The following is a 22,005-nucleotide window of genomic DNA, read 5'->3' as shown; positions in this document are numbered from 1 at the left end:
TGTTGCTTTGTGCGGCTGCCGGTTGCGTTGCGGTGGGCGTCTGCCCCGCCTAGCGCGGAACCGCCCGAGGAAAGCCCTTCACGCCTCGCCTTCAGCTCGATCACAAGCCGATTCCCCGAACGCGGCCTTCGGCGCGTCCTTGGCGGAGGTTTCGGGGCGGGTCGGCACGTCTCCGCTACCGCTCTCGGTGCTCGCTCACCCCCGGGCACTCCCGCTCGCACCCGGCTGCTTCCGCCCCGGCTTCCCGCCCTGGCGCCTCGCACCCAGCTGCTTCCGTCGGCGGCTCCCCACCCCGGCTCCCCACCCCGGCTCCCCACCCGATCCCCACGCACCCCCGACACGCCTCCCCAGCGCGCCTCGCACCCTCACCTCCACCCCTCGACGCGATCCCCGACAACGTGCCGTGCGCCCCTCCCGCGCTTCCTTGTCTGCGGGCGAACGAACCACCTGCATCCGGACATCCCAACAGACGCCCAGGCGTGCAAATCAGGACAACCTTCACCCGATCAGGCGACCGCGCACGAAACGCAGGCAAAGCGAGAGCCACGAGGGCGGACTGGCCCGAGCGGCGTCCAACCGTTAGCGTTGCTAACCATGAACATCGCGATCACCGGGGGCTACGTCGTGCCGGTCGACGGGGAGCCCGTCGAAGGCGGCACTGTTCTGATCCAGGACGGGAAGATCGTCGCCGTCGGCGCCGACGTCGACATCCCGGACGGGGTGCGGGTCGTCGACGCGGACGGGGCCTGGGTGTTGCCGGGCTTCGTCGAGGCGCACGGGCACATCGGCGTCCACGAGGAGGCCGAGGGGTGGGCCGGGCAGGACACCAACGAGATGACCGACCCCGTCGGGGCGCGGATGCGGGCGCTCGACGCGATCAACCCCGCCGACATCGGGTTCGCCGACGCGCTCAGCGGGGGTGTCACCACCGCGGTGATCAAGCCGGGGTCGGGCAACCCCATCGGCGGGCAGACGGTCGCGATCAAGTGCTGGGGGCGCACGGTCGACGAGATGCTCGTCAAGGAACCGGTCAGCGTGAAGAGCGCGCTCGGGGAGAACCCGAAGCGGGTCTACGGCGACAAGGGGAAGCTGCCGTCCACGCGGCAGGGGGTCGCGGCGGTCATCCGCGACGAGCTCACCAGGGCGCAGGACTACCTGGCGAAGAAGGCGGAGGCGGAAGCGGACGGCAAGGCGTTCGACCGCAACACCACGCTGGAGGTCCTCGGCAAGGTGCTCACCGGCGAGCTGCCGTGGTGCCAGCACGCGCACCGGGCCGACGACATCGCCACGGCCATCCGGCTGGCGGACGAGTTCGGCTACCGGCTGATCCTCAACCACGGCACCGAAGGCCACCTGATCGCGGACCTCATCGCCGAGAAGCAGATCCCCGTCATCATCGGGCCGCTGTTCACCACGCGGTCCAAAGTGGAGCTGCGCAACCGCGGGCTGCGCAACCCGGGCATCCTCGCGCGGGCCGGGGTCGAGCTCGCCATCACGACCGACCACCCCGTCATCCCCATCCACTTCCTGGTGCACCAGGCCACGCTGGCGGTGAAGGAGGGGCTCGACAGCGACGTCGCGCTGCGGTCGATCACCACCAACCCCGCGCGGATCATGGGGCTGGACGACCGGGTCGGGGCGCTCAAGCCCGGTCTCGACGGTGACGTCGTCATCTGGTCGGGGGACCCGCTCGACGTGATGAGCCGCGCGCTGCACGTCTACATCCAGGGGCGCGAGGTCTACGCGTTCGACGAGCGCAAGGGCGAAGGGACCGTCGCCGATCCCTTCTACCGGGAGAACCTGGGCTAACGCAGGCCGCGGCCGATCACGAGGCGCTGGATCTGGTTGGTGCCCTCGAAGATCTGCAGCACCTTGGCCTCGCGCATGTAGCGCTCGACCGGGAAGTCGCGGGTGTAGCCGGCGCCGCCGAGGACCTGCACGGCGTCGGTCGTCACCTTCATCGCCGCGTCCGTGGCGACGAGCTTGGCGATCGACGCCTGCTGGCGGAACGGCAGGCCGGCGTCGCGGCGGCGGGCAGCCATCAGGTACGTCGCCCGCGCCGACTCGACGGCGGCGGCCATGTCGGCGAGCAGGAACTCCAAGCCCTGGAACTCGATGATCGGGCGGCCGAACTGGGTGCGGGACTTGGCGTACGCCACCGCCTCGTCCAGTGCCGCCTGGGCCAGGCCGACCGCGCAGGCCGCGATGCCGAGCCGGCCGGAGTCCAAAGCGGACAGAGCGATCTTCAAGCCGTCGCCCTCGGCGCCGATCAGGCGGTCGGTGCCGAAGCGCACGCCGTCGAACGACAGCTGCGCGGTGATCGAACCGGTGAGGCCCATCTTGCGCTCGGCGGGCGCGGCGGACAGACCGGGCGCCTCACCGGGGGCCAGGAAGCAGGAGATGCCGCGGCCGGCGTCGGGGGACGTGCGGGCCATCAGCGTGTAGAAGTCGGCGGCGCCGGCGTGCGTGATCCACGCCTTGGTGCCGTTCACGACGTACTCCGAGCCCTGGCGCACCGCGCGGGTCGACATCGCGGCCGGGTCGGACCCCGCCTGCGTCTCCGACAGCGCGTAACCGCCGAGCAGCTCGCCTTCGAGCATCTCCGGCAACCAGCGGTCCTGCTGCTCGCGGGTGCCGAACGCGGCCAGGCCGTAGCAGGACATCACGTGCACGGAGAGGCCGACGGCGACCGTCATCCACGCGGAGGCGACCTCCTCCAGCGCCTGCAGGTACACCTCGTAGGGCTGCGCGCCGCCACCGAACTCCTCGGGGTACGGCAGGCCCAGCAGACCGCTGCGGCCCAGCAGCCGGAACGCCTCGCGGGGGAACTTCTCGTTCTCCTCCGCGTCCGCCGCGTGCGGCTTCAGCTCGTCCCGCGCGATCTCCTTGACCAGCGCGATCAGGTCTTCGGCCTCTTGGGTGGGGAGCAGCCGCTCGGCGGGCATCGTCGACCTCCGGTGTGTACTGGTAGCTGTACTGTAGGACGTACTGCAGTACACCTGCCAGTCAGTGTGGCAAGGTCGTCACATGACGCGGGCTCTCACGCAGCGGCAGGCCGAGCTGCTCTCCCGGTTGGAGGTCCTCTTCCTCGACGAGGGCTTCGGTCACCTCACGCTGGACGACATCGCGGGCAGGCTGCACTGCTCGAAATCCACCCTCTACGCGCTCGCCGGCAGCAAGGAACAGCTCGCCGTGCGGGTCGTCGGCCGGTACTTCAAAGGCGCGGCCGAACGCATCGAGAAGCGCATCGCGGGCCTTCACGACGTGCGCAAACGCATCGGCAGCTACCTCGCTGCCGCCGCGGAGGAGCTGAACAGGGCCTCGGCCGCGTTCATCGCCGACGTGTCCGACTTCCCGCCCACGCGCGCCACCTACGAGCGCAACGCCCGTGCCGCCGCCGAGCGCATCAAGGCGTTCATCCAGGACGGCGTCGAGCTGCACGTGTTCCGCGAGGTGCACGCCACGTTGTTCGCCGAGATGGCCGGTCTGCTCATCGAGAGCATCCAGACGGGGGTCCTCACGAAACGGGCGGGTGTTTCGGATGCCGAGGCGTTCACCGCACTGGGGGAACTGCTGTTGGATGGTCTGCAGAGGACCGGGGCCGGCCAGAGGGAGTAGGACGCTGTGATCGTGGTTGCTGGTGAGGCACTGGTCGACATGGTGCCGGTGGGGGACGACGAGCTGGCGCCGCTCGCGCCCAAGCTGGGGGGCGGCCCGTACAACGTCGCCGTCGCGCTCGGGCGGCTCGGTGTGCCGACGGGTTTCCTGTCGCGGGTGTCGGCCGACCACTTCGGCGAGCAGCTCGTGAAACGGCTGCACGCGTCGAACGTGGGCACGGACCTCGTCCAGCGCGGGCAGGAGAACACCACCCTCGCGGTCGTCGGTCTCGCGGACGACGGCAGCGCGCGCTACTCGTTCTACGTCGACGGCACGGCCGACCGGCTCGTCGAGGACCCCGGCCCGCTGCCGCAGGGCGTGAAGGCCGTGTCGTTCGGCACGCTGAGCCTCGTCCTGGAACCCGGTGCGAGCGTCTACGAGACGGTGCTGCGGCGGGAGAGCAAGCGGCTGCTGACCGTTCTCGACCCCAACATCCGGGCAGGCCTGATCGACGATCCGGGCGCCTACCGCACGCGGTTCACGTCGTGGCTGCCCGATGTCGGGCTGCTGAAGGTGTCCGTCGAGGACGCTCAGTGGCTCGCCGAGGACGGCGACGTGATCGAGATCGCACGCACCTGGATTTCACAGGGACCCGCCGCCGTCGTGCTCACCAGGGGTGGTGACGGTCTCTCCGTGATCACCGCCACGGACCGGGTCGACGTGCCGCCGGTGGAGGTCGACGTCGTCGACACCATCGGTGCCGGCGACACCGTGCAAGGCGCCCTGATCGCGTGGCTGCACGACCACGACGCGTTGTCCGCCGAGAAGGTCCGCGCGCTGTCCGCGGAGGAGTGGACCAGCGCGTTGACCTACGCTGGTGCGGCCGCCGCGATCACATGTTCGCGTGCGGGTGCCGAGCCGCCCTTTGCGAGCGAACTCACCGCCGCGTTGGGTGGATAAAGCGCCGAACCGGACTACCGTGGGGGAGCCGCGCTAGAAACCTGCATCGCGGATGTGATGCCGGTCCCATCTCACAGAATCGGTTCACACCGCTGCTGCGAGGCGGGCCTTCCGCCGACTAGCGTGGATGAACTTGAAGACTCAGATCCCAACGGGGTGGTCCGAGACGACGGCAGTCCGCGCGGGCTGCCGCCACCCCGTCCGAGCGTTGAGAGGGACTTGAATGCCCGACGCGACGACTGCGCCGAACGACACCCAGACCGTCGCGCTGCGCCACGGGGGCGGAGAGCTCGAGATGAAGGTGGTGCCGGCGACCGAAGGCGCGTCCGGCATCGAACTCGGCAAACTGCTGTCGACGACCGGTCTGGTGACCCTGGACACCGGTTTCGTCAACACGGCCTCCTGCTCCTCCGAGATCACCTACATCGACGGTGACGCGGGCATTCTGCGTTACCGCGGGTACCCGATCGAGCAGCTGGCCCAGCGTTCGAACTTCGCCGAGGTCTCCTACCTCCTGATCTACGGCGAGCTTCCGACCGCCGCGCAGCTCGAGGACTTCACCTCCAAGATCAGCCGCCACACGCTGCTGCACGAGGACCTCAAGCGCTTCTTCGACGGCTTCCCGCGTGACGCGCACCCGATGCCGGTGCTGTCCTCCGCGGTCTCGGCCCTGTCGACCTTCTACCAGGACTCGCTGTCGCCGTTCGACGCCAACCAGGTCGAGATCTCCACGATCCGCCTGCTGGCGAAGCTCCCGACGATCGCGGCCTACGCCTACAAGAAGTCGGTCGGCCAGCCGTTCCTCTACCCGGACAACTCGCTTGGCCTGGTGGAGAACTTCCTGCGGATGACCTTCGGGTTCCCGGCGGAGGCCTACGACCTCGACCCGGACCTGGTCCGCGCGCTCGACCTGCTGTTCATCCTGCACGCCGACCACGAGCAGAACTGCTCCACGTCGACCGTGCGCCTGGTCGGCTCCTCCGAGGCGAACCTCTTCGCGTCCATCTCCGCGGGCATCAACGCCCTCTTCGGCCCGCTGCACGGCGGCGCGAACAGCGCGGTGCTGGAGATGCTGGAGAAGATCAAGGCCGACGGCGGCGACGTGGCGTCGTTCGTCAACAAGGTCAAGAACAAGGAGGACGGCGTCCGCCTGATGGGCTTCGGCCACCGGGTCTACAAGAACTACGACCCGCGCGCCGCGATCATCAAGAAGACCGCCGACGAGATCCTCAACAAGCTCGGCGCCGACGACCAGCTGCTCGACATCGCGAAGCAGCTGGAGGAGACCGCTCTCGCGGACGACTACTTCATCTCCCGCAAGCTCTACCCGAACGTGGACTTCTACACGGGTCTGATCTACCGGGCGATGGGCTTCCCGACGAAGTTCTTCACCGTGCTGTTCGCGCTCGGCCGGCTCCCCGGCTGGATCGCGCACTGGCGCGAGATGATCAACGACCCGGCCACGAAGATCGGCCGCCCGCGGCAGATCTACACCGGCCCGACCGAGCGCGACTTCATCCCGATGGAGAACCGCTGACCACGGCTGGGTTTCTCGTGAGCTGAAAGGCGCGTCGCCACGGGCGGCGCGCCTCTCGCGCGTTCTGAGGGGTGTGCGTGCAGGACGTGCGGACCGAGGTGACCCGGTTGTACGAGCAGCACCGCAAGCTGCCGTACCCGAGGGGCCAGCGCGGCCTGGAGGTCGCGGGTGTGGAGCTCGCCCTGGTCGACGCGGAGGCCGCCGGCTGCGTCTACAGGTGGCTGAAGAGCCGGGACGGACTCGACGAGCACGTCCTCCGGCGGGCCCCGCGCTGCCTGGACGACCTGCGCAAGGTGGTTCCGGTGTTCGCCGACCCGCAGTCGGCGCACCACCGGCCCTACGCGGCCCACTACTACGGCCGGTTGTTGCGAATGGTCCGGCTGATCACCCTCGAACTCGTCGCCGAGGTCGCCTGATCGCTCGTCGTGCAGGTGCCGTCCGCACGTTCTAGCGTCGGCTGGTGAGCTCTTCCCCCTCGATCGTCTGGTTCCGCCGCGACCTGCGGACGGCCGACCACCCGGCCCTCCTCGCCGCCGCCGGGCGTTCTCCCCGCGCGCTCGGGTTGTTCGTCCTGGACGACCGGTTGCTGAAGCCGTCGGGGCAGCCGCGGATCGAGTTCCTGCACCGCTGCCTGCACGCGCTGAACGACCAGCTGGGCGGCCGGCTGATGGTCGTGCACGGCGACCCGGTGAACACGGTCCCGCGCATCGCACGGGAGATCGGCGCGGGCAGCGTCCACATCTCCGCGGACTACGGGCCGTACGGGCGGCGCCGCGACGAGGCCGTCGAGGAGGCGCTGGGCGACGTCGAGCTCGTCCGCTCCGGCTCGCCCTACGCCGTCGCGCCCGGCCGGGTGCTCAAGGGCGACGGCACGCCGTTCAAGGTCTTCACGCCGTTCCGCAACGCCTGGCTCGACCACGGCTGGCGCGCGCCCGCCGACACCGGTGCCTCCACTGTGGACTGGCTCGAACCGCCGCACAGCACCGCGATCCCGAAGACCACCGAGAAGCTGCCGGACGCCATGCGGTTGTGGGAGGAGTTCCGCGACGAACGACTGCCGGACTACGACAAGACCCGCGACCGGCCCGACCTCGACGCCACGAGCCGGCTGTCGGCGTTCCTGCGGTGGGGCGTGCTGCACCCCCGCACGCTCCTGCGGGACTGCGACGGCACGTACCGCAGCGAGCTCGCGTGGCGCGAGTTCTACGCGGACGTGTTGTGGCACAAGCCGGAGACCGCGCGGCAGAACCTCGACCGCAAGTTCGACCGGATGGTGCACGACGACGACCGGGAGCTGTTCGAGGCCTGGAAGCAGGGGCGCACCGGCTACCCGATCGTCGACGCCGGCATGCGCCAGCTGCTCGCGGAAGGCTTCATGCACAACCGGGTGCGCATGATCGTCGCCAGCTTCCTCGTGAAGGACCTGCACCTGCCGTGGTGGTGGGGCGCGCGGCACTTCATGGAGCACCTCGTCGACGGCGACCTCGCGTCGAACCAGCACAACTGGCAGTGGGTCGCGGGCTGCGGCACGGACGCGGCGCCGTTCTTCCGGATCTTCAACCCGATCACGCAGGCCAAGAAGTTCGACCCGGACGGCGCGTACGTCCGCAGGTACGCGCCCGACTCGGCGGACCTCACGCCGATCGTCGACCACGCGGTCGAACGCCAGGTCGCGCTCGACCGCTACCAGGCCATCAAGTCCTGAACGCCTCGCGGAGCTTGACGCGAGCGCCGGTCCGCAGCACGGCGTTCGCGTAGACCTTGCCGCCCAGCCACGTCATCACCGCGATGGCCACCAGCGCCAGCACCACGGCCAGCACCACCTGCCAGGCGGGGGCGACGCCCAGCGCCATCCGGCCCGGCATCAGGATCGGGGCGAACGGCGGCAGCAGCGACAGGACCGTCACGGTCACCCCGGACGGGCTGCCGATCATCAGGTTGATGCCGGCCACGAACGCCACGATGATCGTCATGCTGATCGGCGTCAGCACCGACTGCAGCTCCTCCTGCCGCGACACCAGCGACGCGGCGGCCGCGAACACCGTGGCGTACAGGAAGAACCCGAGCAGGTACCAGAGCACGCCGGTCGCCAGCGCCGTCACGCCCACCGCGCCGACGTCGACCACGTCGAACCCCGACGACAGCGCGAGCCCGACCGTGGAGATCACCAGCAGCTGCAGCAACCCGACCGCGCCGAGGCCGATCACCTTGCCCAGCAACAACTGCCACGGCCGCACGGTCGCGAGCAGGATCTCCACGACCCGGCTCGACTTCTCCTCGACCACGCCCTGCGCGACCATGGTTCCGTAGACCAGCAACGAGTAGTACAGCAGCGCGGCCACTACCAGCCCGATGGCGAGGCGCTGACCTTGTTGTGGGTCAACGGGTTCCAGCGCTGTCACGCCCACCCGCACGTTGGCGAGGTTCTCCGCGACCTGCTGCGGGGTGATGCCCGCCTCCGCGAGCTGCGCGACCAGGACCTGTTGGCGCAGCACGTCGTTGAGCGCCGTGGTCAGCACCGAGTCGCCGGAGCCCTTGACGATCATCTTCAGCTCCGGCGGCGCACCGGTCACCAGCGCGTCCAGCGCGCCGTCGCGGACCAGCTGCTCGGCGTTGGCGTCGGTGGTGACGTCGCGCGTCTCCAGCTCGACGCCGAACGACATCGCCTTGTCCCGCAGCGGTTCCGCGAGCTGCGTGGCCTGGCCGGACAACCCGACGACGCTGCGCTGGTGGTCGTCGAACAGCACCGACTGCAGCACCACGTACCCGGCGAGCACCGCGATGATCACCGCGGTGCCGATGAGGAACGACCTCGTGCGCACCTTCGTGACGAACTCGCGCCGCGCCACCAGTCCGACCGCCCTGGCGGATGTCATGCGGTCCTCTCCCCGGTGGTCACGACGTTGCGGAAGAGCTCGGTCAGCGCCGGGCGCTGCCGGGAGAACTCGTGCACCGGACCGGCCGACAGGGCCGCGTGCAGCACGGCCTGGTCGTCGGTGCCGTCCACGAGCTCCAGCACGCAGCGCGTCCCGTTCTCCTCGATCACCCGCACGCCGTCCAGCGTGGCAGCCCAGTCGGTCGTCGGCGATTCGACGACCAGGCGCGGCAACCCGCCCGACCGCAGCTCGTCCACGGTGCCGACGGCGACCATCGCACCCTCGCTCACGATGCCGACCCGGTCGCACAGCCGTTCCACCAGGTCGAGCTGGTGGCTGGAGAACACCACGGGCACCCCGGCGGAGGCCTTCTCGCGCAGCACGCCGCTCATCACGTCCACCGCGACCGGGTCGAGGCCGGAGAACGGTTCGTCGAGCACCAGGACGTCCGGGTCGTGCACCAGGGCCGCGGCGAGCTGCACGCGCTGCTGGTTGCCGAGGCTGAGCCGCTGCACCTCGTCGGTGCGCCGGTCGCGCAGCCCGAGCCGGGCGATCCAGTTCTCGGCGTTGCGGTGCGCCTCGTTCGTGCCCAGGCCGTGCAGCTCGGCCAGGTAGACGAGCTGGTCGAGGACCTTCATCCGCGGGTAGAGCCCGCGTTCCTCCGGCATGTAGCCGATCCGCCGCCGGGTGTCGAGGTCGACGGCTCTGCCGTTCCACCGCACCTCGCCGGAGTCGGCGGCGAGCACGCCCAGCGCGATCCGCATGGTCGTGGTCTTCCCGGCGCCGTTGCTGCCGACGAACCCGAAGAGCTCGCCCGCACGCACGTCGAACGACATGTCCCGCAGGGCGACGACCTCTCCGTAGCGCTTGGAGACCGCGTCGATCTCCAGCACCCCCTCAGGCACGGTGCACCCCTTCGTTAGCCCGGATGGCGGTAATCGGACTCAAAGTATCGATGAGCAGGGAACGGGTGAAACGATACGGGCGTCTACGGCGAATCGAACGAACGACTGATTCACTCAACGGGGGTGACCATGCAGCCCATCGAGCCCGACCAGTGGCTCGCCCAGTACGGGGCGAAGATCGAGCAGGCCAAGCAGCAGGCCGAGCAGGCCCGCGACCAGCTCGGAGGCGTGGGCGGGAGCGCCAGCTCGCCGGACGGGATGATCACGGTGACCGTCAACGCCACCGGCGTGTTGACAGATCTCCGCATCAAGCCGGAAGCCCGCGGCATGGACCCCGGTCAGATCGCGTCCGAGATCCTCACCGCCTCGGCGAAGGCCCAGCGTGAGGCCTCCGGGCGGGTGGTGCAGATCATGACCGACTTCGTCGGCGAGAGCCCGGCCCTGGACTTCGTGAAGCAACAGATGCCGAACGGATACAAGGGCGACGGAACCGACGAGGACGAACCGAAGTCGGAGTTGGAGCGCAAGGACACGCGGCCCGACGACGAGTACTTCACGAACCCGCCCGACGTCATGGCCTGAGTGCAGGAGGGGGTTAAGGCATGAGCCAGTTCAATCTCGATCTCGACGAGCTCAGACGCCACGCCGCGAGCGTGGAACGGCTGACCGATCGGATGCGCAAGGCCACCGAGACGTGTGATCCGGGTGCTCTCACGACCGAGGCGTTCGGCGTGTTCGCGGGCTTCCTGGCCTCGCACATCCTCAAGACCGCCGGGCTGTCGCAGGACGGTCTCGGCAAGGCCGCCAACTCGCTGATGGACATGGGCATCGGGCTCAAGGAGACCATCGAGCAGTACGAGCAGGTCGACCTCGACAACATGTTCGGCTTCACCGGAAAGGGCCGAGGATGAACGCGCCCGCCACCCAGGCCGCGGGAACCGACCCGCAGCAGCTGATCAGCACCATCTCGAGCACCTACTCCGCGATCGAGCGCGGTGACTGGGTGCAGGGCGGTCTCGGCATCGCCAACACCGCGATGGGCATCGTCGGCATGGCGTCGAACCCGCTCAGCGGCTTCCTCTCCGCCGGTTTCAGCTGGGCCATCCAGCACGTCGACTTCCTGCGCGAGCCGTTCGACGTCCTGCTCGGCAACCCGGAGGCCATCGGCAAGATGGCCGGGTCGTTCCGGTCGGCCGGCAAGCAGGTCCACGACATCGCGGCCGAGTACAAGAAGATCTGCGTCGAGCAGACCCGCGAGTGGGAGGGCAAGGCCGCCGACGGCTACCGCGCGGCCGCCCAGAAGCACGCGGGCGGTCTGGAGTCGCTGGCCAAGGCCGCCGACGGCATCGCGGGTGCCGTCGAGGGCGCGGGCCAGCTGGTCGGCACCGTCCGCAAGATGATCATGGACATGATCAGCCAGGCCGTGTCCGACATGGTCATGAAGATCATCCAGTGGCTCGCGGCCTCGTTCCTCACCTTCGGCGCGGCCATCGCGGGCGCGATCTCCGACATCGTGACCACCGCGGTGAAGTACGCGAAGAAGCTGGCCGACTTCCTGCAGAAGCTCTCCGGTTCGCTGCAGAAGCTGATGAAGCTGGTCCAGAGCGTGCAGAAGATCGCCCAGACGGCCGAGCAGGTCATCAACGCGATCTCCGCGATGGCGCACAAGGGCGCCGGCGGTGGCGGCGGTGGCGTGACCCGCCCGTCCTCCGGCGGCCTGGGCATCGACGCGGGCCACCTCGACCGGGTGTCCGGCGGCGCGAACGGCCAGTACTCGCACGACCAGGGCGGCTACCGCGGCGGCCCCGGTGGCGGCAGCGGCGGTCCGCAGGTCCAGCCGGTCTACAACCCCGGTGGCGTCCCCGTCGGCGCGGGCGGCGGCAACACCGGCACGTCCGGCACCGGCGGCCCGGTGGTCCGCCCGCCGTACACGCCGCCCGGCCAGGGATCGGGCGGCGGTCAGTGGGTGCCCGGTCCCGGCGGTGGTTCCGGCGGTTCCGGCGGTCAGTGGGTGCCCGGACCCGGTGGCGGCTCCGGCGGCTACCCCGGTTACCCCCAGGGACCGGGTGGCGGCTCCGGCGGCTACCCCGGTTACCCCCAGGGACCCGGTGGCGGCTCCGGTGGCACCGGCAGCCAGGGCCCCGGCCGCTGGGTCCCCGGTCACTGGGAGTACGACCAGACGACCACGGCCGGTGGCAACACCGGGACGAGGCCGCCGTCGATCAGCACCCCGAGCACGGGTGACTGGTACCGGCCGGCCGTCGAGCACCCGGCGTCGCCCGCGTCGTCCACGTCGGCGCACTCGGCCACGTCCGCGGCGGGCGGTGGCGGCGGTGGTGGCGGTGGCATCCCCAAGGGCATGGGTGGCGGAGGCGGCGGCATCCCCGCCGGTGCCTTCGGTGGCGGCCCTGGCGGTGGCGGTGGTACGGGTGCGACCGCGATGCAGCACGGTGGCGCGGCCGGTGTCATGCCGACCGCCACGGGTGGCGTCGGTGGCGCTGTTCCCGCCGGCGGTGGCGGTGGCGGCGGTGGTGGTGCCGCGGGCGGCATGATGGGTGGCGCTCCGATGGCCGGTGCCGCCGGTCAGCAGGGCGGCTCCAACGAGCACAAGCGGAAGGTGCGGATCGAGGGCGACGCCCTGGTCGACCCGCCCAAGGCCGCGAAGCCCGTCATCGGCGAATAACCCGCGTTCCTCGCGCTGAGGGCGTCTGCGAGTACCACCGACTTCGTGTCGGTAGTCCTTGCAGACGCCCTTTTCACACGGTGGCGAGGAGTTTCGCGATCTCCGGCTCCGCCTTGGCGCGGTCCGCGGGCACCAGGCCGATGCGGGTGCGCCGGTCGAGCACGTCGTCGGCGGTGAGCGCGCCCTCGTGCCGCACGGCGTGCAGCACGTCCGCCTCCGTCACGCCGGGAGCGATCGGCGTGGTCGGGTGCGGCCGGTCGTCGACCAGGCGGATGTCCTTGGTGCGGCACGGCATCCGGGTCAGGCCCGTCGCGTTCACCGCGTCCGCCGCCATCCTGCGGTACGTGGTGAGCTTGCCGCCGACGATCGTGAGCACGCCGTTCGGTGCCGTGAGGACGGTGTGGTTGCGCGACAGGTCGGCCGAGCGGCCCTCGGCCTCCAGCAGCGGCCGCAGCCCCGCGTAGCTGCCGATCACGTCCTGCCTCGTCAGCTCCCGTTGCAGCACATGGGAAGCGGTCCGCAGCAGGAAGTCCACATCGGACTCGGGAACGACCGGCACGTCCGGGACGTCGTCGACCGGCTCATCGGTGAGACCCAGGTAGGCGCGGCCGTTCGGCTGGGGGAGCAGCAACGCGTACCGGTTGCGCTCACCGGGGACCGGGATCGTGACCGCCGTCCCCGCGAGACCGACGCCCTTCGCGTCGACCACCAGGTGCGAGCCCCTCGACGGCGTGAGCCGCACCGGTGCGAGCGTCCCGGCCCAGACACCGGTGGCGTTGACCACCGCCCTGGCCCTGACCGTGAACGCGGTGCCGGTGAGCGTGTCCACCGCCTCGGCACCGTCACCCTCCAGCGCGGTGACCTTCGCACGGGTGATGATCCGCGCGCCGTGCCCCGCCGCGGTCCTGGCCAGCGCGACGACCAGCTGGGCGTCGTCGGTCAGCTGGCCGTCGTAGCTGAGCAGGCCGCCGAGGAGGTTGCGCGGGCTCAGCCCCGGGACCAGCGCCAGCGCCTCGTGCCGGTCCACCCGGCGCGGCCGCGGCAGGACCCGCGCGGACGTGCCGGCGGCGATGCGCAGCGCGTTGCCCGCCTTGAGCCCGGCCAGGACGAGGTTGTTCGCCTTGTCGTGCAACGGGAACAGCATCGGCAACGTGCGGGTGAGGTGCGGTGCCGTGCGCGTCATGAGGATGCCGCGCTCGACCGCGCTCTCGTGCGCGAGCTTCACGTCCCCGTTCGCCAGGTACCGCAGCCCGCCGTGCACGAGCTTGCTCGACCACCGCGACGTCCCGAACGCCAGGTCGTGCGCCTCCAGCAGCACGGTCCGCAGCCCGCGCGAGGCCGCGTCGAGCGCGACGCCCGCACCCGTGACCCCGCCGCCGACCACGAGCACGTCGACGACCTCCCGTTGCGCCGCCTCCAGGTCCTCCCGGCGGCGGGCGGCGTTCAGCGACGTGTTCACGGCCTCAGCGCCCCGTCCAGCTGCCGGGCGAGCTCGTCCAGCAGCGAGGCGGGGTCGAGGCCCGACGTCGCCGGCCGCGTCGACAGCACCATGCCCTGCGTCGTCAGCAGCACCACGCGTGCCTGCGTCTTGGCGTCGCCGAACCGGATCGACCCGTCGAGGTGCCCGGCCTCGATCTGCGCGACCAGGAACTCCTCCACCAGCCGCTGCGTGCTGCCCAGCCGTTCGACCAGGTACGGCAGCATCAGCTCGGCGTCGAGCTGGAGCACCCGCTGCATCAGCGGGTTCGCGCCCAGCAGCCGGATCGCGTCCACGGCCCGGCTGACCAGCTGCTCACGGGCGTTGCCGCGCCCCTGCGTCCGCTCCAGCAGCGCCGCGAACTCGCGCGTCATCAACGCCCGCACCAGGTGGTCCACGTCGGGGTACCGCCGGTACAGCGTCATGCGGCTCACGCCGGCCCGTTTTGCGACGTCGGTGAGGGTCGTGCGGCGCACCCCCACCTCCAGCACGCACTCGCGGGTCGCGTCCAGCAGGTCCTCGTCGGTGTGACGTTGAGACGTCATGTGTAACACTGTAGCAGTGACTAGGGCCCGCTGGACCACCGAGACCACACCGCTGCCGCCGCACGCGCTGGCCTGGCTGAGCGCCCACGTGGGCCTCGGCGACCCCTTCACGCCCGCACCGGTGCAGGCACCGCCGTCCGCGCTCTCCGAGGACGCGTTCACGGCCCTGGAAGCCGTGTGCACGATCAGCGTCCTGCCCGCCGACCGCCTCGGACACGCCGGCGGCCTCTCGTACCTCGACCTGCTGCGCCACCGCGGCCACGGCGACCTGCCCGTGCCCGACGCCGTGGTCGTCCCCGCCTCCCCCGAGGAGGTCGCCGAGGTCCTGCGCGTCTGCGTGGAGCACGACGTGGCCGTGGTCCCGTTCGGCGGCGGCACCTCGGTCGTCGGCGGTGTCGAGGCCCTGCGCGGTCCCAAGGACGCGGTCGTCGCCCTGGACCTGGCCGGACTCGGCTCCCTGGTGTCGGTCGACCCGGTCTCCCGCGTGGCCGTGCTCCAGGCGGGCGTCACCGGCCCGGAGGCCGAACGCCTGCTCGGCGAGCACGGCTTCACCCTCGGCCACTTCCCGCAGTCGTTCGAACGGGCCACGATCGGCGGGTTCGCGGCCACCCGCTCCGCCGGCCAGGCCTCCTCGGGCTACGGCCGCTTCGAGGACATGGTCGAGTCGGTCCGCATCGCCACGCCCGCCGGTGAGTGGGTCGTCGGCACCGCACCGGCCTCCGCCGCGGGCCCGGACCTGAAACAGCTGGTCATCGGCTCGGAGGGGCAGTTCGGCGTGATCACCGAGGTGTCGGTGCGGGTGCGCCCCAAGCCGAACGGCCCGCGTTACGAGGGCTTCGTGGTCGACGGCTGGGAGGCGGGCGTCGAGCTCGTGCGCACGCTGGCCCAGAACGGCGCTCTGGCCGACATCACCCGTCTGTCCGATGAGCACGAAACGGAGGTCGCGCTGGCGTTGGCCGGTAGCAAGGCCTCCGTGGTGACGCGCTATCTGCGCCTACGGGGAGTCCGCAACCCGTGCCTGGTCATCTTGGGCTGGGAGTGCCGTTCGCGGTCGGCGACCATGAGCTCGTTGAGCGGCCACCGCGTCGTGCGCCTCGGCCGCGCCATGGGGGCGTCCTGGCTGCACGGCCGGTACAACGGGCCGCGCCAACGTGACGCACTGCTCGACGCCGGTGTGGCCGTGGAGACGCTGGAGACCGCCACGCACTGGTCGCGGGTCTCGCAGCTGCGGGACGCGGTCCGGGAGGCCCTGCTGGGCGAGCTGGGGGACGCGGTGGTCATGTGCCACATCTCCCACGCGTACGAGACGGGTGCCTCGCTGTACTTCACGGTGCTGGTGCCGCGCGACCTCGCCGACCCGGTGGGGCAGTGGGCGCGGGCGAAGGTGGCGGCGTCCGAGGCGATCTCCCGGCTCGGGACCATCACGCACCACCACGCGGTCGGACGGGACCACCGGCCGTGGCTGGAGCACGAGATCGGCGCCATCGGCGTCGACGTGCTGCGCGCCGTGAAGACCCGCCTCGACCCGACCGGCATCCTCAACCCCGGCAAACTGCTGCCGCTGTGAACGCACGCGGGGCGCTTTCGTGCTCCAGAAGAGTACGAAAGCGCCCCGCGTGCACTCGAAATCAGAACTTCACGAGCATCTTTCCGGTGTTGTCGCCGCGCAGCATGCCCAGGAAGGCCGCCGGGGCCTGCCGGACGCCGCCCTCGACGACGGTCTCGCTGTACTTCAGCTCCCCGGACGCGATCCACGCCCCGACCTCGGCCACGAACTGCGGCTGCAACGCCTTGTGGTCGCCCACGAGCATGCCGCGCAGCGTCAGCCGCTTCGCCAGGACCTGGATCAGGTTGCGCGGGCCGGTGGGCGTCCCGGCCTCGTTGTACTGCGAGATCGCGCCGCACATCGTGATGCGCCCGTTGAGGTTCAGCGCGCCGATGGCGGCTTCCAGGTGCTCGCCGCCGACGTTGTCGAAGTACACGTCGATGCCGTCGGGTGCGGCGGTCGCGAGCTGCGGGGCGACCGGGCCGTCCTTGTAGTTGAACGCGGCGTCGAAGCCGAGCTCCTCGACGAGGTACTCGACCTTCTCGGGGGAGCCGGCCGAGCCGATGACGCGGGAGGCGCCCTTCAGGCGGGCGATCTGGCCCACGATCTGGCCCACGGCACCCGCGGCGCCGGAGACGAAGACCGCGTCGCCCTCCTTGAACTCCGCGGTGACCAGCAGGCCCGCGTAGGCGGTCAGGCCTGGCATGCCGAGCACGCCCAGGTAGGCCGACAGGGGAGCGACGGACGGGTCGACCTTCACGGCGTGCGTGCCGGCGACGACGGCGTACTCGCGCCAGCCCAGGCCGTGCAGGACGTGGTCGCCGACCGCGAAGCCCTCGGCGTTCGAGGCCACGACCTCGCCCACCGCACCGCCGTCGAGGGGGGCGCCGACCTGGAACGGGGGCACGTACGACTTCACGTCGTTCATCCGGCCGCGCATGTACGGGTCGACGCTCATGAACACGTTGCGCACCAGGACCTGCCCCTCGCCCGGCGTCGGGATCTCCACCTCGGCGATCTCGAAGGTGTCCTCGGTCGGCCAGCCGGTCGGGCGGGACGCGAGCCGGACCTCGAGTGCGGTGCTGGTCATGGTCGAACCATCTCCATCCAGAGTCGTGTGAACGTCGGTACCCCGCGCAACGCCCCGTAAACGGATAAAGATTCCACTTTGTGAGCTAGGTCGCAGGCAGCAGGGTCGTCACGTCGCGGTACGCGAACCCCAGCTTGCGGTACAGGGCGATGGCCGGCTGGTTGGAACTCTCCACCAGCAGCGCGCAGGTGCCGTACAGGTCGAGCAGCGCCGACGCCACGAACTGGCACACCCGCAGCCCCAGACCGCACCGCGCGTGGGAAGGGTGCACCGCCACACCCATCATGAAACCGACGTCCACCGACGACCACGCCTCCGCGGCCGTCGCCACCAGCGCGTCGTCCTCGACCACACCGGCCCAGCGGCGCACGCCCGGTTCGCCCGGCCACGCCCACGACGACGGCAACGCCTTGCGCAGCAACGGTTCCACCTCGTCGTCCGAGGACAGCCAGCCCACGCCGGGAGGAGCGGCCAGCGAACCGGAGCGGTCCATCCACCCGAACGGCCCGTCCTCCACCCACGGCTCAGGCATCAGCGTCCGCACCTCCGCCGCCACCGACCGCTCCAGCATGGGCCGCAACGAGACACCGCGCCCGTGCGCCGCCAGCAGCGACGCCACGCCCTCGCTGGGACCGGACAGCACCAGCCTGCGCCGGCGCGTCAGGCACGGTGCGTGCACGGCGACCGCGCCGCGGTGCTCCCAGGCCGCACCGCCCGCCGACAACGCCTGAGCGGCCCACCGGACCAGCGGGTCCGCGCAGGCGTCGAGCACGTCGGCGGTGGTGCGCAAACGGCGCACTCAGTCCTTCTGCTTGCGGCGCAACAGGGTGCGCTTGGCCAGCGCGTTCTCCAGCGCCTGGTAGGCGAGGTCCATCCGCTCGTTGTACTCGCTCTGCGGCCGGGGCTGCACCGACTCGTCCGGCAGCGGCGGCGTGGTCATCTGCAACCAGCGCTCGTTCCACAGCTGCTCGACGGCCTGCTCCCAGTGCAGCGCGGCACCCATCCGCACCACCCGCTCGCGGTCGCGGACCTCGGCGATCTGCCGCTGCGTGGCCGCGATCCGCTCGGCCAGCTCGGCGCAGCGCACCTCGTCGAGCTTGCGCTGGCGTGCCGCCGCTTCCGTGGCGATGGCGATGATCTCCTTGTAGCGCTCCACCGCGGACAGCGCCGGCGCCTCGACCACCTCCTCGCTCTGGCGTTGAGCCGGAACCGACTCGAACATCGCCGTAGTCATCGGGTTCATGACACCTCACCTGTGTCGAACGGGATGATCACCTGCGGTCGCGAGTGCTCGAACCGGTCGAAGAACAGGCCGCGCCGCGGTCGTGGCGACCACGCCATCACCTGTTCCGGTCCGAGCGACAGCAGCTCCTTGCCCTGGACGTCGAACGCCACCCAGGCGCCGATGTCGTCGTACACACCGGGCGGAAGACTCGACTTCAGCCGCTGCACACCGCGCCACCAGCCCAGCACGTGCGTGCGGTGCTCCGGGCCGTGCTTCAGCACCGCCCGCAGGCTGTCCACACCGGACGACCGCGTCGCCGGGTCCTTCTGCTCCAGCAGCGTGAGCGCCGCGTCGACGCCGTACAGCACCAGGTAGTGCGGTTTCAACGGCGCCTCGGCCTGGCCCGTGCCGATCGACTGCAGCCGGGCCGCCGTCTGGTCCAGCACCTCGCGGATGCGGTCGATCTGGACCACGTCCGCGTCGTGCCCGTCGTGGCTCAGGCGCTTCATCAGGTGGAGCGCGGAGGGCATCGCCTCCTCGACCAGGCAGGCCAGCGTGAACACCGCCTCGTGCGGGTGGTGCTGGCGGCCCAGCGACGCGGCCGCTCCACCGAGCACCGCGGCCGCGTCCTGGACCACGGAGCCGATCACCGCGATGTTGCGTCCCGGCGTGCGGGCGAAGCGCACCTTCGCCGCGCTGCCCGCGACGTCGATGACCTGTCCGAGGAGCACCGTGGGCGATGCGTCGCCCGGTCGCAGGTCGAGGAAGTCCGGTGTCGCGTCCAGCAGCGGGACCTTGCTGCCGTCGAACAGGCCGGGTGCCTGGCCGGGTTCGCGCCGCCACAGCTCGGACTGCAGGAAGTCCATGGTGCCCTTGGACGTCGAGTCTGGGATGCGCGCGATCTCGTTGCCCGGCTTCACACCTGACTCGTGGTTGATCACCGCGTGCCAGCGCGGCAGCTCCACGGCGGCGTCGTTCTGCGGCTCGGCCAGCACCCGGCGGGCCTTCGGCAGCGCGATGCGGACCGTGAACTGCTCGAAGATCGCCGACTTGCCCCAGAACCCCTCGATGCCCGAGACGTCCTGCGACGACAGCACCAGGTGGATGCCCTGCGACCGGCCGCGCCGCGCCACGTCCTCCAGCAGTTGCGTGGCCGCCGCCGTGACCTGGTCGCGCTCGCCGAACAGGTACTGGAACTCGTCGATCACCGCGACGATCCGCGGCCACCGGCCGCCGGGGTCCTCGACCCGCAGGTGTTCGAGCTTCGTCACCTCGTGCTGCTTGGCCGCGTCCGCGCGCCTGCGCATCTCGTCGGACAGGAACTTCAGCAGCGCCACGCCGAACTCGCGGTCGGTGTTGACGTTCACGCCGACCAGGCGCGCGTGCGGCAGCCACGACGGGTCCTTGCGGCCCGGCGCGAACTGCGCGAACGACACGCCCTCCTTGAAGTCCAGCAGGTACAGCTCGAGCTCGTCGGGCGAGTAGCGCGCGCACAGCGAACCGAGCATCGCGTAGAGGAAGTTCGTCTTGCCGGAGCCGGAGGGCCCGCCGATCAACGCGTGCGGCGAGGTGTCGCCGAGCTGCACGCAGACCTGCTGGCCGTCGTCGAATCCCACGGGCGCAACGACTCCGGCCGCCGAGTTCTCCGTCCACGGGCGTTCCGGCAGCAGGTCGCCGAACTTGCCCATCCGCGAACGGCGTTCCTCGCGCTTGTCCGCGATGGCGGCACATGCGCGCGGCACCAGCGTCCGCGGCAGCGCGGGGTCCAGCGTCACGGTCACGTGCTTGCCGGTCATCGTGCAGGTCGCGGTTCCGTCGCCGCGCAACGACACCGTCTCCACCGGCGAGTTGACCGTGATCGGGATGTCCACGATGAACAGCTGCACGCCGCACGCCAAACCGTTGCGCGCCACGCGTTGCAGTTGCTGCTGGTGCTCTTCCCGCAACGCCTTGCGGTTGCCGAACAGCACGGCGATCCGCCACGGCTCGGTGCGCCGGCCCTCGCCGCTGACCGACCGGACGGTGAGGTGCCCGTCGACCAGGACCTTGGTGTGCACCTGGCGGATGTGCTCGGACAGCTCGTCGAGCAGCTCGTGCAGGCGCGCAGGGTCGTGCACCGTCAGCAGACCGGCGCGGGTCAGCGGGTACAGCCCCGGCAACGACCCGGTCAGCTGCCCGACGTCCCACACGTGCACGTGCACCAGACCCGGCTGGAAGTGCGAGAGGACCCGCAGCAACAGGTTCTCCACCAGCGTGTCCGCGAGCTGGCGGCTGTCCGGTGTGGACGCCACGTGCAGGTGCGACTGGTCCAGCAGCGGCACGGCGACCGGGAACGGCTGGGCCTCCGGCGCGGAGGTGACCACGCCGGTGCCGATCCGCCACAGCTCCGGCACGCCCTCGCTGCCGTCGTGCGCGCCCGGCGTGCCGAGCCACGACTCGTGCGGCCACGACGCCGGTCCGGCGGCGACCGAGCTCACCAGCGCGGTCAGCTGGTCGGGCCCGGTCGCGGACCACTCGTGGTAGGACTGCTGCCAGTCGTGCCTGATCTGGTCGAGCCGCTCGGCGAACTCCGGCATGGACAGCGGGGCCTGGCGCGGGTGCCCGGTCCGCTTCTCGTCCACGGTGAGGAACGCGGTCACGTCGGCGAGCGCCGCGTCCCGCAACGCCCGGTCGATGCCCACGCCGCGCACGGTGAACTCGACGATGTCCTTCGCGTGCTCCGTGGCGAGGGCGCGGTGCTCCCGTGCCACGGAGCCCAGCGCGGCCGCTACGGCGCGCTGGAAGTCCGCGAAGGCCTCCTCGATCCGGCGCCGCCGGTCGTCCCGCCTGCTCATCACAGCTCCACGGTGAGTCGTTGGATGCGCTCGAGGGTTCCCACCATCAGCTCCAGCTGTTCGGGGAATCTTTCCTTCGCGCGCACGAACTCCGCTGGAAGCAGCGACTCGTGGTGGTTCTCGCTCGACTCGGCGAGGATGGCGACCGCCTCGTCGAGACCGTCCTGCGCGCTGCGCACACTGCGGTACGACTCGCGCAGGATCTCGCTCGCCTGCTCGAGCGCGGCGCGGACCTCGCCGATCGATGCCATCAAAGCCTGCTGTTGATGCCCTCGGCCCCGGAGATGCCGGCGCCGAGGTAGTTCTGCAGCTCGCTCACACCGGAGACGACCTGCTGGAACTGCGCGTTCGTCGTTTCGACGTCCGCCTGCACGGAGCCCTGGGTGACCGATGTCAGCAGCTGCTGCGCGTCCTCGGCGAGATCGGCCGCCTGTTGGAGGGCCGACTGGCTTTGGCTCGCCTTGTCGATCGCCTGGGCAATTGCGGCACGGACCTCTTCGATGCTGGCCATGTCGACTCCCGAACCCTCCCGGAACGGGGTGGTCGCACGGCCACCCCAGTAGAGATTGTGCCCAGATTTTCACAGTTCATAACGAAGATCGGCTAACCGGGTGGATGCCTGAATGCACTCGAACGGGCCTTGCTTTAATGATCAGTTAGCCGCGTCACAGAACCCTTGCCCCGAACGTGAAGTGACGCTCTCGCACGCCTCACGGCCCGTGGTCGCCGC

At 70.6% G+C, this 22,005-nt stretch carries 21 protein-coding genes; 10 read left to right on the top strand and 11 right to left on the bottom strand.

Annotated features, from left to right (window positions below):
• The first annotated feature begins 594 nt into the window (after positions 1-594).
• Entirely contained in the window at positions 595-1,809 is a 1,215-nt protein-coding gene (locus ACZ7CF_RS11460) for an amidohydrolase (protein ID WP_470369526.1), read from the top strand.
• On the opposite strand, the gene ACZ7CF_RS11455 is transcribed toward ACZ7CF_RS11460, so the two are convergent.
• Positions 1,806-2,945, bottom strand: a complete 1,140-nt coding sequence (locus ACZ7CF_RS11455; RefSeq protein ID WP_470369525.1) for an acyl-CoA dehydrogenase family protein — start codon at positions 2,943-2,945, stop codon at positions 1,806-1,808. The genes ACZ7CF_RS11460 and ACZ7CF_RS11455 overlap by 4 nt on opposite strands.
• Positions 2,946-3,027: 82 nt before the next feature.
• Between ACZ7CF_RS11455 and ACZ7CF_RS11450 the strand changes: the two genes are divergently transcribed.
• The 5 genes from ACZ7CF_RS11450 to ACZ7CF_RS11430 all read left to right on the top strand — a co-directional run bounded on the left by ACZ7CF_RS11450 (position 3,028) and on the right by ACZ7CF_RS11430 (position 7,799).
• On the top strand, positions 3,028-3,618 hold the full coding sequence (locus ACZ7CF_RS11450) for a TetR/AcrR family transcriptional regulator (protein WP_360385643.1): 591 nt from the start codon (positions 3,028-3,030) through the stop codon (positions 3,616-3,618).
• A gap of 6 nt (positions 3,619-3,624) precedes the next feature.
• Entirely contained in the window at positions 3,625-4,557 is a 933-nt protein-coding gene (locus tag ACZ7CF_RS11445) for a carbohydrate kinase family protein (protein WP_458429521.1), read from the top strand.
• Positions 4,558-4,780: 223 nt separating this feature from the next.
• Positions 4,781-6,094 (top strand): citrate synthase, encoded by a 1,314-nt coding sequence (locus ACZ7CF_RS11440; protein ID WP_360385647.1) that lies wholly within the window; start codon positions 4,781-4,783, stop codon positions 6,092-6,094.
• A gap of 77 nt (positions 6,095-6,171) precedes the next feature.
• Complete coding sequence (locus tag ACZ7CF_RS11435) at positions 6,172-6,510, top strand: hypothetical protein (protein WP_470369524.1); 339 nt, start codon at positions 6,172-6,174, stop codon at positions 6,508-6,510.
• Positions 6,511-6,551: 41 nt separating this feature from the next.
• Entirely contained in the window at positions 6,552-7,799 is a 1,248-nt protein-coding gene (locus tag ACZ7CF_RS11430; protein ID WP_470369675.1) for a cryptochrome/photolyase family protein, read from the top strand.
• On the opposite strand, the gene ACZ7CF_RS11425 is transcribed toward ACZ7CF_RS11430, so the two are convergent.
• Together ACZ7CF_RS11425 and ACZ7CF_RS11420 are read right to left on the bottom strand one after the other, a co-directional pair.
• Positions 7,789-8,970, bottom strand: a complete 1,182-nt coding sequence (locus ACZ7CF_RS11425; RefSeq protein ID WP_470369523.1) for an ABC transporter permease — start codon at positions 8,968-8,970, stop codon at positions 7,789-7,791. The two genes, ACZ7CF_RS11430 and ACZ7CF_RS11425, sit on opposite strands and share 11 nt — an antisense overlap.
• Entirely contained in the window at positions 8,967-9,875 is a 909-nt protein-coding gene (locus tag ACZ7CF_RS11420; protein WP_470369522.1) for an ABC transporter ATP-binding protein, read from the bottom strand. Before ACZ7CF_RS11420 ends, ACZ7CF_RS11425 begins: the two co-directional genes overlap by 4 nt.
• Positions 9,876-10,004: 129 nt before the next feature.
• On the opposite strand from ACZ7CF_RS11420, the gene ACZ7CF_RS11415 reads away from it, so the two are divergent.
• From ACZ7CF_RS11415 to ACZ7CF_RS11405, 3 genes are read left to right on the top strand one after another with little or no spacing between them, the layout of a single operon-like run.
• The gene (locus tag ACZ7CF_RS11415; RefSeq protein WP_360385653.1) at positions 10,005-10,457 is read left to right on the top strand and encodes a YbaB/EbfC family nucleoid-associated protein; all 453 of its coding nucleotides are present in this window, start codon (positions 10,005-10,007) and stop codon (positions 10,455-10,457) included.
• A 20-nt stretch (positions 10,458-10,477) separates the two neighbouring features.
• A complete protein-coding gene (locus ACZ7CF_RS11410) occupies positions 10,478-10,786 on the top strand; it encodes a hypothetical protein (protein ID WP_360385655.1) in 309 nt (102 codons plus the stop codon).
• Positions 10,783-12,558: a WXG100 family type VII secretion target gene (locus tag ACZ7CF_RS11405; protein WP_470369521.1), complete on the top strand. Its 1,776-nt coding sequence runs from the start codon at positions 10,783-10,785 to the stop codon at positions 12,556-12,558. The genes ACZ7CF_RS11410 and ACZ7CF_RS11405 overlap by 4 nt, the downstream gene beginning before the upstream one ends.
• A 73-nt stretch (positions 12,559-12,631) precedes the next feature.
• Here ACZ7CF_RS11405 and ACZ7CF_RS11400 read toward each other — a convergent pair whose 3' ends face one another.
• Together ACZ7CF_RS11400 and ACZ7CF_RS11395 are read right to left on the bottom strand one after the other, a co-directional pair.
• Positions 12,632-14,017: a glycerol-3-phosphate dehydrogenase/oxidase gene (locus ACZ7CF_RS11400; protein WP_470369520.1), complete on the bottom strand. Its 1,386-nt coding sequence runs from the start codon at positions 14,015-14,017 to the stop codon at positions 12,632-12,634.
• Positions 14,014-14,580: a TetR/AcrR family transcriptional regulator gene (locus ACZ7CF_RS11395; protein WP_458429516.1), complete on the bottom strand. Its 567-nt coding sequence runs from the start codon at positions 14,578-14,580 to the stop codon at positions 14,014-14,016. The genes ACZ7CF_RS11400 and ACZ7CF_RS11395 overlap by 4 nt, the downstream gene beginning before the upstream one ends.
• Here ACZ7CF_RS11395 and ACZ7CF_RS11390 point away from each other — a divergent pair.
• Positions 14,579-16,147, top strand: a complete 1,569-nt coding sequence (locus ACZ7CF_RS11390; protein WP_470369519.1) for an FAD-binding oxidoreductase — start codon at positions 14,579-14,581, stop codon at positions 16,145-16,147. The two genes, ACZ7CF_RS11395 and ACZ7CF_RS11390, sit on opposite strands and share 2 nt — an antisense overlap.
• A 61-nt stretch (positions 16,148-16,208) precedes the next feature.
• Here the strand turns inward: ACZ7CF_RS11390 and ACZ7CF_RS11385 are convergent, their stop codons facing one another.
• From ACZ7CF_RS11385 to ACZ7CF_RS11360, 6 genes are all read right to left on the bottom strand, one after another.
• Entirely contained in the window at positions 16,209-17,216 is a 1,008-nt protein-coding gene (locus ACZ7CF_RS11385; protein WP_470369518.1) for an NADP-dependent oxidoreductase, read from the bottom strand.
• Between the two features lie 85 nt (positions 17,217-17,301).
• Positions 17,302-18,015 carry a GNAT family N-acetyltransferase gene (locus ACZ7CF_RS11380; RefSeq protein ID WP_470369517.1) on the bottom strand — a complete coding sequence of 238 codons (714 nt, stop codon included), beginning with the start codon at positions 18,013-18,015 and terminating at the stop codon, positions 17,302-17,304.
• Positions 18,016-18,459, bottom strand: a complete 444-nt coding sequence (locus ACZ7CF_RS11375) for a hypothetical protein (protein WP_360385669.1) — start codon at positions 18,457-18,459, stop codon at positions 18,016-18,018.
• Complete coding sequence (locus ACZ7CF_RS11370; RefSeq protein WP_360385671.1) at positions 18,456-21,275, bottom strand: FtsK/SpoIIIE domain-containing protein; 2,820 nt, start codon at positions 21,273-21,275, stop codon at positions 18,456-18,458. Before ACZ7CF_RS11370 ends, ACZ7CF_RS11375 begins: the two co-directional genes overlap by 4 nt.
• Positions 21,275-21,526 (bottom strand): hypothetical protein, encoded by a 252-nt coding sequence (locus tag ACZ7CF_RS11365; protein WP_458429511.1) that lies wholly within the window; start codon positions 21,524-21,526, stop codon positions 21,275-21,277. Before ACZ7CF_RS11365 ends, ACZ7CF_RS11370 begins: the two co-directional genes overlap by 1 nt.
• Positions 21,526-21,786, bottom strand: coding sequence for a hypothetical protein (locus tag ACZ7CF_RS11360; protein WP_360385675.1), 261 nt, complete (start codon positions 21,784-21,786; stop codon positions 21,526-21,528). The genes ACZ7CF_RS11365 and ACZ7CF_RS11360 overlap by 1 nt, the downstream gene beginning before the upstream one ends.
• Positions 21,787-22,005 lie beyond the last annotated feature (219 nt).

The organism is Lentzea sp. NPDC036955 (assembly GCF_055608005.1).
The sequence above is the reverse complement of the archived record's forward strand: the minus strand, read 5'-3'. Positions and strand labels throughout refer to the sequence as shown.

Excerpts from the sequence above, each read along its gene's own strand:
- ACZ7CF_RS11460 (WP_470369526.1), top strand. The coding sequence starts at position 595 with ATGAACATCGCGATCACCGGGGGCTACGTCGTGCCGGTCGACGGGGAG.
- ACZ7CF_RS11455 (WP_470369525.1), bottom strand. The coding sequence starts at position 2,945 with ATGCCCGCCGAGCGGCTGCTCCCCACCCAAGAGGCCGAAGACCTGATC.
- ACZ7CF_RS11450 (WP_360385643.1), top strand. The coding sequence starts at position 3,028 with ATGACGCGGGCTCTCACGCAGCGGCAGGCCGAGCTGCTCTCCCGGTTG.
- ACZ7CF_RS11440 (WP_360385647.1), top strand. The coding sequence starts at position 4,781 with ATGCCCGACGCGACGACTGCGCCGAACGACACCCAGACCGTCGCGCTG.
- ACZ7CF_RS11425 (WP_470369523.1), bottom strand. The coding sequence starts at position 8,970 with ATGACATCCGCCAGGGCGGTCGGACTGGTGGCGCGGCGCGAGTTCGTC.
- ACZ7CF_RS11415 (WP_360385653.1), top strand. The coding sequence starts at position 10,005 with ATGCAGCCCATCGAGCCCGACCAGTGGCTCGCCCAGTACGGGGCGAAG.
- ACZ7CF_RS11410 (WP_360385655.1), top strand. The coding sequence starts at position 10,478 with ATGAGCCAGTTCAATCTCGATCTCGACGAGCTCAGACGCCACGCCGCG.
- ACZ7CF_RS11405 (WP_470369521.1), top strand. The coding sequence starts at position 10,783 with ATGAACGCGCCCGCCACCCAGGCCGCGGGAACCGACCCGCAGCAGCTG.
- ACZ7CF_RS11390 (WP_470369519.1), top strand. The coding sequence starts at position 14,579 with ATGTGTAACACTGTAGCAGTGACTAGGGCCCGCTGGACCACCGAGACC.
- ACZ7CF_RS11395 (WP_458429516.1), bottom strand. The coding sequence starts at position 14,580 with ATGACGTCTCAACGTCACACCGACGAGGACCTGCTGGACGCGACCCGC.
- ACZ7CF_RS11385 (WP_470369518.1), bottom strand. The coding sequence starts at position 17,216 with ATGACCAGCACCGCACTCGAGGTCCGGCTCGCGTCCCGCCCGACCGGC.
- ACZ7CF_RS11375 (WP_360385669.1), bottom strand. The coding sequence starts at position 18,459 with ATGAACCCGATGACTACGGCGATGTTCGAGTCGGTTCCGGCTCAACGC.
- ACZ7CF_RS11370 (WP_360385671.1), bottom strand. The coding sequence starts at position 21,275 with ATGAGCAGGCGGGACGACCGGCGGCGCCGGATCGAGGAGGCCTTCGCG.
- ACZ7CF_RS11365 (WP_458429511.1), bottom strand. The coding sequence starts at position 21,526 with ATGGCATCGATCGGCGAGGTCCGCGCCGCGCTCGAGCAGGCGAGCGAG.
- ACZ7CF_RS11360 (WP_360385675.1), bottom strand. The coding sequence starts at position 21,786 with ATGGCCAGCATCGAAGAGGTCCGTGCCGCAATTGCCCAGGCGATCGAC.